Raw genomic sequence first — 14,656 nt, 5'->3', positions numbered from 1 at the left:
GGTTTCGCGGTGTAACCACTCGTATTCGCACCTGCTCACCGGGGGGCATCATGCCGCAGCATCATGTATCCGCTGCACGTCGTTTTTCGACGGCACGTTTCTATTGCCTTGTCTTTCTTTTTGTCGGAACAATTCCGGCGGCGTACACGCAGACAACATTGTTGGTGGATTTCGGCGCAAGCGCACCATCGAACACATTCGGTCTTGCAGGATGGAACACCGTTCTCACAAGCGGTAACCTCACGTACACTGCCGCCGGTCCTGGCGGCGTTGTCGTCGCAACGGATGTTGATGAACTGACGGACAGCCGCGGCGTGCGCGGATCTGCACGTACATTCTCCCGGGGTGAACGCGTGGTCGTGACGTGGTTCAACAATTCGGATGAGGACATCATATTCACGGCACGTATAAGCTTCACTGATTCCGATGTGCCGGAGGGCGGGACCTCGACGGGTTCGTGGTTCACGATGCGGCAATACGACGACTATCGGAACACGTACACACGGGTCGCTCCACGTTCGTCATGCCGGACTGCGTTTAATATCGAGACAGCAGGAGTACACAAAACGGACGGCGCCGCGTCACTGGTAAACATCAACCTCGCAATCGAATGGGGCGACAACTCACGAAAGCCCGCGCTCGTGTGTGACAAGATCGAACTCATGAATGATGCGGACACACAGGCGCCATCGATGCCGACCGGACTGCAGGGATCGGCACTCAATTCGAGCACCGTTGTACTTCGATGGAACGCGTCAAATGACAACACCGGGACGGTCGGATATCTCATACGATTGAATGGCGAGATCGAGCGGTACAGTTCCACCACGAACGACACCATCCATCATCTCAGCCCGTCGACCCGGTATACCTGCACGGTTGCCGCGCTCGACCACACCGGCAATGAAAGTGCACAGAGCACAGCCACTGACGTGACAACATCGGCGTTCCCGTCTTCTCGTCCCGACTTGCTGCAACCCAATGCGTTTACATATCTCGGCGCCATCCGTTTGCCTGACCCGGTCAATTACGGGGGCGAGGCCGTGGCGTACAATCCCGACGGTGATGGCGGACAAACAGGCGCGGGTTCAGGAGACGGCTTTCCCGGCTCGCTGTTCACGGTAAACAACAGTGGACCCGACGACGGGTTTGTGGGAGAAATAGGACTTCCGGCTCCGAAAATTGCCGCTACCGTGGACGCATTGAACGAGGCAACACTGCTGCAGGATTTTGTGAACATCAGGCCGCCGAGTGTCATCGCCTGGCCTTTTGTTGATGTGTGGAATGTGGGACTTGCGTGGCTGCCCTCAGCCGGAGGCGGGGCACTCTACAGCGCCTGGAGTTATTATTACCAGGTGACTGCCGAAAAGACGGCGTCCATCTCTGTTACGCGCGCCACACCGCTCGCTGGTGCTGCCCGCCATGGCGCCTGGTACGTCAACACGTCGACGACACCACTCGACGCCGCGTTGAATGATTATTTGTTTGCGCTCCCCGAGAATTGGGCAAATGCACATACCGGCGGCAGACGCCTTGTGACCGGAAGAAACCGGGAGGGGGGGCTGAGTGGACTTGGTCCCACACTCCATGCCTTCCGTGCACCGGATCCGGCATCGCCGCCCGCGCCGAATGCGGAACTGTCGGCCGTTGCTCTCGTGCAGTACGGACCAGTTGAGCAGAGCGCTCCGCATTTTTATCCGAACTCCTTTGCGAATTACCATCATGCCGACTGGTTCCGCGGCGCTGCCTGGGTTGCGGCAGGGAGCCGCAGCGCAGTAGTGTTATTCGGCAACAAGGGCAGAGGGGACAACTGGTACGGATACACCGGTGAGAGTATGCATCACGACTGGGTAACAGCCGACCTACCTTATCCTGCGTTTGCGGATACGGATCCAGACGGCAAGGGGTGGCGCGGACACAGCCGCATCCCCATGCTCGTCTTCTACGATCCAACAGATCTTGCCCGTGTTGCCGCTGGCGTTATGCAGCCGCATGTACCACAGCCGTATGCCGCCTTGCGTCCGCCTGCGAGCATATTTCCCCGACGTTTCTCCGTGCTTCGTGATGCCGCCTACGACATTACAAACCGATTGTTCTATGCGGTGGAGATGGCACCGGAGCTGGACGGACGCGTCCTTCTGCATGTATGGCGTGTTGAAGGAGGGCCCGTCTCCACAGAAACTGTCGAGACCACCACGCAGCCAGATCTGGACATCTATCCTCAGCCTGCGACAACACAACTGCATTTCACTGTGCGTGCGCCCGCAGCGATACTATCCTCACAACTTGTTGACGCCTTGGGCCGTGTTGTGCAGTATGCCGCCACATCGAATGGCGTTGTAAATACCAACGGTGTTCCTGCGGGGGTGTACCATCTGGTGGTCGAAACACGCGCGGGGTATCTGACCAAACCCGTGCTGATTGTCCGGTAACATACACGCAGCAGCCGGAGTACATCTCTGTTCAACGCGTGCTGCATTCGGGCGGAAGGCCCATTGCAACGTCAGCACTGCTCAAGGCGGATAACATCTCCGCTCTGAGCGGGCATCACTGTCACTCGCGCGTAGCGCCGAGAGGTTAAACGCCGTGCAGGCCCATCTGTCATACGCACGAAGCTGCACCCATCCGCGCAGACATGCCTTTCTCCATTACATGTGATACACACATAGACCTGCAACAGCATCACATCGTCCTGATCGACCGGAATCAGCCATCCAATCTCAGCAAATGAAGTTTCTCAGAATGTGTCCGACCTCGATGTATTTCGATAAACACTCAACACAACGGCCCGCGGCGGAGCGACGCGGCTTTCGGCTTCGTCGTGTGATGGTGCTTGCCCTTTTCCTGTGCGGGTTCGGCACTGCAACGTGCGTTGGACAAACCGCTGGAACGCGCCGCGTCACAGTCGAAAACGGGTACGGGGGTGGTGTCTATCGTGCAGGCGACTCAGTACACGTCTTTGCCCGCTCGTATCCGGCGGATTCCGTTTTTCAGCGATGGGACGTCGCCGCTGCTGGCGTACGATTCGCCGATTCCCTCGAATGGCATACAACCTTTATCATGCCCGATGCAGATGTGGCAGTACACGCGGTATTCGTCGATGCGGCTGCACTCAAACTCAGCTACGAGAAAATCCGCGGACGCGACGTGTTGAAGGAGGTCTGGTACACCGTCCCTCCTCAGGCACGGGGAATCATTATCGCCTGCCACGGGACTAACGGCTCGGGCCGGGCCTGGTTCACAGCAGAGGAAGCAGTTCAGTTCACGCGTGACGCCAATGCGGCCGGCTTCGCCATGCTTGCGATCGACGCGGAAGAAGTGACCATCGGCGACCAAAACGGAGACGGTAAAAGACGCTGGGTCAATCGGGTTGCACAGGACAATGTCGACGTTTCCAACATCCGTATCGTTCTCGATAGTTTGACTGCGAGGGGTGTTTTGCCGCAATCCGCACCACTCTTTGTCGTAGGAATGAGTGCTGGAGGAAGTTTTGCACCAACCCTGGGTATGCAGATTGGGGCAAAAGCCACGGCCACCTACTGTGCGGAAGCTCTGCGGGGGATTGTAGCCGTTACCACGATACCGCATATCTGGAATAATGCCCGTTGGGACGACAATGAAGAAACCGACAATAGCATCGCGGAAGAGAATTACCGCACATTGCTCTCCCGGCATGTACCCACGGAGTTCACGTATCACGACAGATCTCCAGTCTTCCCTGAACGATTTCTGCGTATCGCGGGAATCACACCCGCGATGGCGACGGCCCTGCATACCGATCTTTTAAACAACGGCCAGCTCGACTCTTCCCTTTTTCTGCGAATGACGGTGTCGGATACACTGCAGGAGAGGATACAAAGAGAACCCCGGTCATATCCCGCAATCGCCGCCTTCACGCAGTCTCAGTTGGCAGATGTGCTGGATCAAATTCGGTCCGCTCTCGCAAATCATCAGTTTTTCAGCGACAGGAATAGAGCGACGCTCCGTTTTTTTGAAAGGTTTATCACAACAACGCATGTCGCACCGTTTGCGCCCTCCCGCGGCTTCGATCTGAATTATTATCCCAGTCCTGCCCGTTCGGAAGTCACCATTTCATACGTTCTACCGGCACCGATGCCCGTGCGGTTGAGCATTATCGACGCAGTCGGGCGAGAATTGTGTATCACGGACAACGGCGAGCAGATGCCGGGTAGGCATTCTGTGAAGTGGTATTCCGGGTCCATGAGTGCGGGCATCTATTTTGTTCGTATCGTGAGTGGTTCGTCTGAGGAATCCATACCAATGCTCGTCGTGGATTGATTATCTATACGTGTTGCATGGTTTTTATCCACTCTCAGGCAGAAAACCGCACGCTCAAGAATGATATCACGCGATCGAGGCGTTCCGCTTGAAAAGGACACTTGTTCGCATGGAGGTGTTGGGAGCACGTCCAATTCACATGCATGAGTGATTCCCGCTGATTTCCGCAGTTTTTCCGTGAAGGCCCGGAACATAAGTACTGAATGGGGTGTTTAGGATATGTCACTCCAATAATCTGCTCATTTGGCGATTTTGGCTCACATTCTCCTTCGCGCCTGCGTTGAAGGCGTCTTCAGCTCACGCTATACCTATCTCTGGAAATCACCATGTATTCCCCTCTCCATATCGCCCGCGCTCTTTCGACGATATGCCTTTTTGTGTTCTTCTTTGGTTCACTATCACAGGCCCAGCAGTATACGATCACACGCAACGGCGGACAGATGGTCTGCACCGACGCAGTCGGCAGCTCAGGCGTATTACATATCAGACAAAGCGGTGCCAATATCTGTTTTGCTGCAGGCGGCGGCACGTTTTCATTCAACGGCAGCACAACACGCGCCCTCCCCGCAGAACTGCCGTTAAAGGGAGTCACATCGATCGTGATCAACGCGGGTGACGGTGACGATGTCGTCAACATCGGAACGTTCACCACGGCACTTCCGTCGCTTTTGATCAACGGCGGCAGGGGCGATGACGGTGTTCATTTCACCGGTGATATCGTTTTTGCCCGCGACGCCTCGTTAAACGTCGACATGCAGGACGATGATGCAGCCCCCGGACTGGATCATGTGGAATTTCTGGCAGGAGCTTCGGTGCGCCTGTCGGGATCTGGTACCGCAACTATCAAGGTGAGCCGCCATGTGCAGATGCTGGAGAACAGTGCGATTGTTACGGAAAACGGGCACTTGACGGTTGAGGCCAATCAGCAGCCTCTGCCGAGCAGCGGGAACTTCCGCGGCATCACACTCGCAAACAGCGTTCTCGCCTGTAACGGCGAGGGAAACCTGCGTGTCAAGGGAACAGGCGGGAATCTCCTTGCGGATAATTACGGCGTTCACATGATGGGCAAAGCGCGTATAACGGGTGGAAGTGTCGGCACCACACTCGTGCAGGGAGTCGGTGGATCTGCTCCGGGGAATTTCAATTACGGCGTGTGGATGATCTCCGGCGGAGTCATCACGTCCATCGGCAGCAATGTGCACATGACCGGTCAGGGTGGTGGTCTAAGCGCCTCCTCGGGCAACACAGGAGTGATGCTCGGGAACGGCAGCGTGGTGAGCGCAGGAAGTGACGGCACTGTCTATATTACCGGCATGGGAGGACATTCATCTGGTGGAGGCAACAAGGGTGTGAATGTCGCCGGACTCGCACAAATCACTTCCTCAGGCGGCAGCGTGAACGTGACCGGACTCGGCGGCGGTAGCGGAGACGCCGCGGACAACATCGGTTTGGCTGTCCTCAATGGAGGAAAAATCACAGCACAGGGGCACGGTGCAATAACGCTTCGGGGCATAGGCGGACGGAGTGGCGGCAACGACAATGTGGGCGTGATGTGCAAGGGGACAAACTCACTCGTGGCATCGACACGAGGCGATGTGAGCATCACCGGCGAAGGAGGCGGACTCGGTCCTTCTCAGAACAACCACGGAATATGGCTGCACGACGATATGCACGTCTTTGCCCGCGGGACTGGCTCACTGTCGGCGAACGGCAGCGGTGGTGGATCGGCAGACCTATTGTCCTCCGCCAACATCGGTGTGAAGATTTCACAAGGCAGCGAGTTTCGCAGCGAAGGGACCGGAACGGTCTCTGTGCTAGGAAGAGGTGGACTGTCCGTCGGTGACGAGAACATGGGGGTGCTGCTTACAGATGTCAATTCTACTATCACGTCAGCAGGCGGTCAGGTACGCGTAGTGGGACAAGGCGGCGGGAGCGCCGCGTCGTCAGGCAATATTGGGGTCGCCGTGCGCAACCGCGGTGTTCTCAGCGCGGGACGCACCGGCGCAGTAGCAGTGCAGGGCACGGGCGGTGCAACAAACGGGCATGGCAATGTCGGCGTACACGTTTCCGGTGCACAGAGCCGAATCACATCGGAGGGAGGAAGCGTGCGCGTGACCGGTCTGGCCGATGGCAGAGCACAGTCCGCACACAATGCTGGAGTGCTGATTGATCTCGCCGGTCAGATCACTGCCGGCGGCATCGGCGCCCTTCATGTTTCAGGTACAGGTGCACTCACGTACGGCAACAATAATCCGGGTGTGTTCCTGACAGGTGCGGGATCTTCCATATTCTCGGCCGGAGGTGATGTCACAGTTCGTGGTGAAGGCGGCGGCAGGGGCGCATCTCACGGTAATCACGGCGTTATGCTGCTTGACGGTGGTAACATCAGCGCGAGTAGCGAAGGCGCTGTGACTGTCTCCGGCCAGCCGGGATCATCCCAGGATGGTGACGTGTGGGGCATCTTTGTCCTGCGCCCGGAATCCTCCATCACTACTTCCGGCGGACCCGTTCGGATTAACGGCACTATGGGCAGCATCGGCGTAAGCGCTTCGAACAACAAACGTCCCTGAAACAGCGGACGGTGTATTCGGCCGCATCACAGTAATGGATGCCGGAGCGACGACGTGACACAATGTGAATGAATGAATGCGCGACAGGACCCGTGTTCTGCGCGCATCCGTAATTCAATCGGCGTCGTTACAACGCAAGACATACGTGTATGTTCGCATCAGCCCGGTATTTCGGGCTCTACCAGCAACGCGAGCTGTGCGAGCGATTCCTGCCACCCGAGATAACACATCTCGAGCGGAATTGCATCGGGAATCCCTTCCTGCACAATACGCAGCTCCGTTCCGCATGACACCTGTTTCAAAGATACTGTGGTCTGCATCAATCCGGGCAGGTTCGGGTCTTCAAAGCTATCCGTGTAGCGGATGCGTTCAGAAGGGACAAGTTCCACATATTCCCCTCCGAATGAATGGCTCTGATTCGTCGAGAAATTTGTAAACGACATTCTGTACGTGCCACCAACACGCACATCCATGCTGTGGACTGTACACGTGAAGCCATACGGCGGAAGCCATTTCGCTTGTGCGGCCGGATCGAGGAATGCGCGGTAAACCCGTTCGGGCTGCGCGCGAAGAACGCGGTGAAGTTCTACTATACCGGTGGACATGATCTATCAACCTTTCTTTGTGTGTGACGGAGTATACGAAGATATTCACGCATAGTGTAGTACGATACGTGTCGCTTTCCCGGATTCATCTTTCGCAGCAGACAGGTCACACAGAGAAGCGCCCATGCACACACACACGCGTTTGTTTTGCCGCATTGTTCCCGCCATCCTCCTCCTGACGAGTGTGCTCGTTTCTCAAGAGACACACGTGTGGCGGAGTTCGAATGCGGTGTCCGCTTCCAGGCCGTATGGAATCTACGTCATTGGCCAGGCGAGCGCGTCCGGCATCCGCTCCCATCCCTATGTGGACGGCTTTGTGATGCGTGTCGATTGGAGCGTGATCGAGCCGCAGCGAGACATGTACGATTTCAGCTCCATCGATGCCGTTGTACGGCGCCTCGACACATTGGGGCAGGAGCTGACACTCGACGTATTTCGTATGAAGACACCATCCTACATTATGCAGATGCCCGGGGTCCAATCCCATATCCTTCGACTCAACCGGGATTCGTTTTACACGGCCGTGCCGTGGGATGCCATCGCACTCGAACGTTTCGAATCACTGCACGCCGCCCTCGGCGCACACCGTGTGTGGAGTATACGCGACAATGCATCTCTGCCGCTGCGGGATCACCCTGTTCTCGCGCAGATCGATGCCACGCCGATAGGGACCAACGGCATACGGGATCTGAACCATTCTCTGACCTCGCATCCGACGTATTCACGAACTGTGTTTGTGGACGCAATCGTGCGCACTGCTGAAATCGTCCGGACACATTTTCCGCGCACATTCTGTTTTGTGGCGCTCTTCGGCATGCAGGACGATATCACAACACCGCGTCTTTCGGACGCAGTGCGAGACGCACTGCTCCAGCGCGTCAACACGTCGTCCGGGTATCCGATGCTGGGATTCTTCCAGGAAAATCTCGCCTGCAGCGGGCCGCCCGCGAACAACAGCAATCCTCTCTATGCCGTCCGCGATTCCACGTTCACGATGTATCAGATGCTGCAGAGCTGGCGTGTCCCCTTTCTCGACTCCACAAAGACGGATGTGTGCAAGACCGATTCCTCCGGACCCGACATCGCAATGCTCAAGGCGATGGCTGTGACCAACGGGATGTACTTCGAACTGTACGTCAGCGATCTCGACTTCCCCGGCTATGCTGCCATGTTCCAACGCATGCACGATTCACTGGCACGGCTCAATGAAATACCGACGGCGATCGACCGCGTATCGGAAACGAATATGCACCGTCATTTTCAACTGCGCGAGATATATCCCCATCCGTTCTCCGCCGTAACCACGATCCGCTATTACATCGACGCCGATGTGCCCGGCAACGACGGACCGGCAGGGATCCACATCTTCGATCTCTTCGGACGGCGGGTGGCGGGACTGCCTATCAGCGAAACTACACCGGGCCTGCACGAATTGCATTTCAACGGTTCGGTATTGCCGTGTGGTATGTATGTTCTGCGCATGCATACGGGAGCATACACGGAGAGCAGAAAGATCACCATCGAGCGATAGTGTCAGGAGCCATGCCCCGAGTGCGAGGACCCGCGAAGGAAGGATCGCTGATCCGCGCCGAGCAGTTGAAACACGGATGATCCATCTCTACATTACCGGTACACACACGCGAGCGAATAATGCAACGATACACGGCTACACTATTGGGGCTGCTTGTTCTTCTGTCGATGTCTGCCGCCGGACAATCCTTGTTCCGACTCGGAGTGAATCTCGACGGTGCGGGGGCCTTTGTCAACATCGTCAATCACACGAATCGGTACAGCAATGCCGCAGGTTACGACAGTCTGGGCTGGCCGACGAGCGACTTCGATCTTGTGTTGATGGACGGCCGGCCCGTACCAGAATGGACAGGTGTCGTCGACGATCCCGAACAATACCGCATCGATTACAGCGGCCGTTACGCCTGCGGTTTTACCGGGCAGGCAACAGTGCGCGCATCGGGCACAAGCGTGACAGTCGAGAATCTCTCATACGACGCCGTTCGCAACAGTACCACCTTCGACCTGATAGTTGGGGGATATCCCGGCGCGAATCACGGTCTCGTATTTCTGAATTTCCAGAATACACGCCGCAGCGCATCGTCGTCAACAAACAGTGGCATTACCGAATTACGCGTGCATCGGCCCGGCTATCCGCTTCAATCTTCCAAGGTGTTCACCGATGAGTACATCGCGCTCTGCCGCTCGGCCGACTTTGCATGTTATCGTTTCTACAACGTACAGAACATCTGGGACGGCGAACCGTCGTATCCCGCGCGCACCAGATGGGAGCAAAGGAAGACGCCACGCGACGCCGCGCAAACAAGCATGGCAAACAGCAGCGGCAAGCGCGACGGATGGTGCTGGGAATACATCGTTGCGCTCTCGAATATGCTGAAGAAGGATGTGTGGCTCAATGTGCACCAATCTTGCGATTCGGCATACGTGGTGGCACTTGCCGGATTTCTGAAACAGGAGCTGGATCCGGCCATCAACATCTACATCGAGAACAGCAATGAGGTTTGGAGCCCGACGCAGGCCACGCACGGTCCGTGGAACCAGGCCGACGCGCAGGCGCGAGGCATCAGTTTCGATCAGAATTATGCGCGACGCACTGTGGAACTGTCGCGGTGGTTCGCCGCGGTGTTCGGTGAAGCGGCCATCAACGGACGGATTCGTGTGATCCTCGCCGGGCAACACGCATATCCGGGTCGCAGCGACAACCATCTGGCCTACATCAATTCAACCTTTGGTCCGCCAAAGCGGTACATCTACGCCACAAGCAGCGCCTTGTATTTCGGCTCAACAAACGCCTCGAGCACCGACACGGCAGCCATCAACGCCGGCATGCTCGCCGATATCAACGCGCAGATTACGAATCCACAAACGGCCACATACCGGCCGAATCATATCAGCAAAGCGCGGCAATGGGATTTACCCGGCGGCTGCACATCGTATGAGGGCGGACCGCACCTGCCCGCCGGTGGAGGTACGGCAAATCTTGCTTCGCAGATCCTTTCACACCGCACGTTGTTCATGGCATCGGTGTTGGAGCGGAATTATCTCGAGGGCTGGAAAGATATAGGGGGCGGACTCGCTATGTACTTTACTCTTGTCTCCGGGTACAATCGGTACGGCTGCTGGGGCATCACCGATGATCCCGCAAAACCGGACAGAAATTTTAAGCTGCAGGCGGTGCGGTCTATCATTCGGAAAAGTGATCCATCAACCGGCATGGACGTGGTTGTGACAATACCAGCGCGTCCGCAGATGACGGTGACGCCTCACCCGTTTGAGTCCGTCCTTCGATTTTCCGCGGACACGCGCGGTCGTATCCGTATCACGGATATGTTAGGCCGTGAGATGTGGCAGGGCGAAGTGCTCGGAGGCGTCAGCATCAACACGCATGCATGGCCTTCCGGCATATATCTTCTGCATGGCGAAGCCACCGCTACGTGTATTGTGAAACAATAGCAGAACGCATCCACGTTCAGATGCGGGGTAACGTGCCCGCCGTATCTCAGCGTACGATGGATATCAGCCGAGTCCGTGAGGTTCTTCCCGATCGGAGAAGCATTGGATAGAGTCCGCTCGGCAGCCCGTCAACCGTCCATTGCACACGATGTGTTCCCGCAGTCAGTTCTCCAGAAACGAGCGTACGCACACGGAGGCCCGCGAGGTCGTACAGCTCAAGCGTTACAGCTCCGTTATCCTCATTGAAGAATTCAACATGTGCATCCGTGTGAACGGGGGTTGGATACGTGTGTGTGAAGCGGATGCCGTCACTGTGGGTAGCAGCGGCATGGTCCGCCGACGTTGTGATGATGGTGCCGGTCAGGCGGAAGGCGGCATCCCAACCGGAGTTCGGAACCCAGTCGTTCCATGAATCGAGGTCCGCGTCACTTTGCCCGTCTTTCAGCATGACGGTCCCGCCGGGGTACGGATCTGTTGCCGCCGCACTGTAGGACGAGTACAAGGAATTTGAATCGAATCCACCTACAACGTAGGCGGTGAAGAACAGCTTGATGCCCGATGTGACAGTCAAGCCCAGGCCCTCCCAGGTGATCCACCCGCTCGTGAAAGAGGCCGGTACAAAAACATCCGACGTCTTCAGAACTACACCGGCACGATTCCGCACATGCAGACGCAGTGTGACGTCGTGACCGGAGCCGGAGGAATTCTGTGCAAAATCAAAGGGGGAGGAAAAGTGAAAGGAGAAACTGCGCACCGTCATCGCGGTGTCCATAAGCACAAGCTGTCCGACACCGACAGTGCGGCGACTGTTCGGGCGGTTGTCACCGCCGAACCATCCACTCGCATCCATAGATTCCTGCGCGATGATGTGGGTCTGGGCCGATGCGCCGGGAGAGAGTCCCATCAAGAGAATTGGAGTCAGCACTCCAATTATCAGGAGTTTCGATTTCATAGATCCACTTTCACTTCTGTGCATGAAAAAATTTTGACCCTCGCCGAATACGGAGGATTACTTGACCGAGATTGTGCGCGCGGTGCGCGTCGTGCCTGTGATGAATTCAGCCGAGTATATTCCGCCGGGGAGGCGCGGAAGCCGTATGGATGCATTGTTTTCGACCGTGCTTCTGAGAACTTCCTGTCCGAGCAGATTGCGCAGTACGAGTGTTGCACTGCCTGCTCCCGAAATATGCAGGACGTCGTGCACGGGGTTGGGGTACAGCATCACCGAACCCGGTTGAGAGGGCGTCTCACGAGTGCCTGTGGGCGAGGAGTATTGTGAAAAGAAGTCCCAGAAAATGTCTGCAGCGACAAACTGGATATTGTTTCCGTTCGGATACACATGGAACATGTTGTTCACGAGGGTGAAACGAAATTCCGTACTGGGCTCGCTGGAGGCGGGCGTGGAGTATCGATAGGTGATAGTTCGACCGGCCTCGGTTCTGGTGTACGTGTCGGCCAGGTTGAACGTCCCGATATAACGATGTATCGGCCGCGAGAAGTAGAAAAAGGTTGTGTCGTTAAAGGGAAATTCCGTGAGACCCAGTCCTTCGAACGCCTTCAACCATTTATCGTCGAGAGTACCGATCACCGTCCACACGGGGATATTGCGTTTCGGTTTTGCGGAGTCTCCCGCGCTCAAGATCGAGCCGCATCCCGCGACAGCGGCAAAAACATCACTCATCTCCACGGCAAGTTTGCTCGCGAAACCCATGCCGTTCGAGAATCCGCTGGCATACATGCGCCTTCTGTCGATGTTGAACCGGCTCATGATGGAATCGAGCATCGTGCGTACGAAGTGGATGTCGCTTTTCATGTATTGGCCCGGACAGGAGATTTCCTCCGCCTCGCCGTTATGCCATTTGGTAGTGGTGCGCTGCTGTCCGTCCTCTATCACACAGTATCTCAAGGCCGTGGGAAAGACGGTTATGAACTTCTGTGCTTCGCCCTTCTCCTTCCACTGGCTGTCCTGATAAAAAATTTCGCCGTTCTGACTCGTCCCATGAAACATAAACACAAGCGGGTATCCCCCGGCCGGAGCGGGACCAGTCGGAACCGAAACGATGAATTCGCGCATGACACTATCGACTTCGACGCGTGCATCGATACGCGTCTGGCCATTGGTCACCGATAGGACAGTGATGAGGGCACAAAGGAGGAAACAATAGCGCATAATGGTGGCTCCGTATGAGAACAACGGTTGACCGCACAGGAATACACCGATCATGAAGAATGATCTCGGTCCCGCCGGAAGAAAACACTGTAAGGAGGTGCTGATGCGTCAATAATATAAAAGGATACCTTTTAGCGCAAATGACGATTCGACCCTTGACATACTGCCGATTAAGCTCGACATTTTCCCCTTTCCCCTTTCCCCTTTCCCCTTTCCCCTTTCCCCTTTCCCCTTTCCTCAGTCCGAATGCGTATCTCGTCTTTTGTCATACTCCTGTTTGTTGCCGCGCAGCTTTCGGCTCAATCTCTTTGGCCGCGTGGGCTGTACTGCAGCGCCGGGCCGACAACGGCACTCGGAAATTCCGTGACGCCGCAGGTGGCCGCAAAGCCATACGTATCGGGCTTCCTCGTGCGTATCTCTTGGGCGGATCTTGAACCGCGGGACGACCACTTCTCCTGGGCACGGCTCGATTCGCAGTTCAGTCGTGCGCGTGCATATGGGAACAAAAAAATCGCACTCGGCATTGTCAACGGTCCTGGCGCACCTTCATGGCTATATAGTCTTGGCGCGCAGAGATTCCCGTATATGTTCCGTGGCGTGCCTGATACGATGCCTGTCCCATGGGATGAAATCTATCTCAGCGAATGGGAGGAGGTGATCGCCGCCGCGGGGGCGAGGTATGGCGACGAATCCTCCCTTGCGCTTGTACACATCACAAACGCAACTGCGAATGGTTTCGAGATGCAACTCCCGTTTTCCTCTGTCGATCGGACAAACTGGCAGGCGGTGCTGTATTCTGACGCGCGGCTTGTAGAGTCCTGGCGACGGAGCATCGGAGCTTTTGGACGCGCATTTCTACACACGCCGCTCGATCTCGATGTGCATCCGGTGCTTTCGAGTGATTCCGTTGCCGCTGCTGTGGTCCATGAGGGGTATGCGCAGCTTGACCAGAGATTCGGCGTATTCGCCGCATGGTGGTCACAAAAAAACACGCTGGTGTACCCCGGGCAATATCAACTTCTGCAAGACGCCGCCGCGCGAAGTTTTGCGACAGTACAAATTGTTGCCAGCGGTGTACGTGATTCTGCCGCCATCGGTGCGGGCGGACTGCAGGAGGCATTGCGCAGCGCTATCGCGGACAGCATCCACTACTGGGAAGTTTGGGATGTGGATATTACCAGCGGCGTATTCGACACATTCTTCTCGTCAATAACGCATGATGGTAACACCTCAGTCATGTCTCCGCCGAGAACTATCCCGTCCGGCCTGCGCATCCTGGGGAACCATCCGAATCCGTTTACAGAACAGACCACGGTGCAGTTTTCTCTCGAATCGCCCGCAGTAGTGAAAGTGACGCTGGAAGATGTCCTCGGGCGAGAGTATGCGATGAACTCCGGCGGCGAGTTTCAACGCGGAACGCACCAAGTACGGATCACTGCCGAGAGAGCGTGGGCTCCGGGAATATACGTTGTGCGGTTTCATACAGCCCACGGCCTGATCCGCTTCCCGGTGTGTGTCGCACGGTAGAT

At 56.5% G+C, this 14,656-nt stretch carries 9 protein-coding genes; 6 read left to right on the top strand and 3 right to left on the bottom strand.

Going from position 1 to position 14,656, the window contains the following annotated elements:
- Positions 1-50: 50 nt before the first annotated feature.
- The 3 genes from HY962_04240 to HY962_04230 all read left to right on the top strand — a co-directional run bounded on the left by HY962_04240 (position 51) and on the right by HY962_04230 (position 6,869).
- Positions 51-2,432 (top strand): T9SS type A sorting domain-containing protein, encoded by a 2,382-nt coding sequence (locus tag HY962_04240; GenBank protein ID MBI5646119.1) that lies wholly within the window; start codon positions 51-53, stop codon positions 2,430-2,432.
- A gap of 715 nt (positions 2,433-3,147) precedes the next feature.
- Entirely contained in the window at positions 3,148-4,299 is a 1,152-nt protein-coding gene (locus HY962_04235) for a T9SS type A sorting domain-containing protein (protein ID MBI5646118.1), read from the top strand.
- A 326-nt stretch (positions 4,300-4,625) separates the two neighbouring features.
- Positions 4,626-6,869, top strand: a complete 2,244-nt coding sequence (locus HY962_04230; GenBank protein ID MBI5646117.1) for a hypothetical protein — start codon at positions 4,626-4,628, stop codon at positions 6,867-6,869.
- A 158-nt stretch (positions 6,870-7,027) separates the two neighbouring features.
- Here the strand turns inward: HY962_04230 and HY962_04225 are convergent, their stop codons facing one another.
- On the bottom strand, positions 7,028-7,474 hold the full coding sequence (locus HY962_04225; protein ID MBI5646116.1) for an SRPBCC family protein: 447 nt from the start codon (positions 7,472-7,474) through the stop codon (positions 7,028-7,030).
- Positions 7,475-7,598: 124 nt separating this feature from the next.
- On the opposite strand from HY962_04225, the gene HY962_04220 reads away from it, so the two are divergent.
- The gene (locus HY962_04220; GenBank protein ID MBI5646115.1) at positions 7,599-9,005 is read left to right on the top strand and encodes a T9SS type A sorting domain-containing protein; all 1,407 of its coding nucleotides are present in this window, start codon (positions 7,599-7,601) and stop codon (positions 9,003-9,005) included.
- 119 nt (positions 9,006-9,124) lie between these two features.
- A complete protein-coding gene (locus HY962_04215; protein MBI5646114.1) occupies positions 9,125-10,957 on the top strand; it encodes a T9SS type A sorting domain-containing protein in 1,833 nt (610 codons plus the stop codon).
- A 46-nt stretch (positions 10,958-11,003) separates the two neighbouring features.
- Here HY962_04215 and HY962_04210 read toward each other — a convergent pair whose 3' ends face one another.
- Both HY962_04210 and HY962_04205 read right to left on the bottom strand, forming a co-directional pair.
- Positions 11,004-11,909: a hypothetical protein gene (locus HY962_04210; GenBank protein ID MBI5646113.1), complete on the bottom strand. Its 906-nt coding sequence runs from the start codon at positions 11,907-11,909 to the stop codon at positions 11,004-11,006.
- Between the two features lie 57 nt (positions 11,910-11,966).
- Complete coding sequence (locus HY962_04205; protein ID MBI5646112.1) at positions 11,967-13,127, bottom strand: T9SS type A sorting domain-containing protein; 1,161 nt, start codon at positions 13,125-13,127, stop codon at positions 11,967-11,969.
- Positions 13,128-13,373: 246 nt separating this feature from the next.
- Between HY962_04205 and HY962_04200 the strand changes: the two genes are divergently transcribed.
- Positions 13,374-14,654, top strand: a complete 1,281-nt coding sequence (locus HY962_04200) for a beta-galactosidase (GenBank protein ID MBI5646111.1) — start codon at positions 13,374-13,376, stop codon at positions 14,652-14,654.
- Positions 14,655-14,656 lie beyond the last annotated feature (2 nt).

The organism is Ignavibacteriota bacterium (assembly GCA_016218045.1).
Lineage (GTDB): Bacteria > Bacteroidota > Ignavibacteria > SZUA-365 > SZUA-365 > JACRFB01.
The sequence above is the reverse complement of the archived record's forward strand: the minus strand, read 5'-3'. Positions and strand labels throughout refer to the sequence as shown.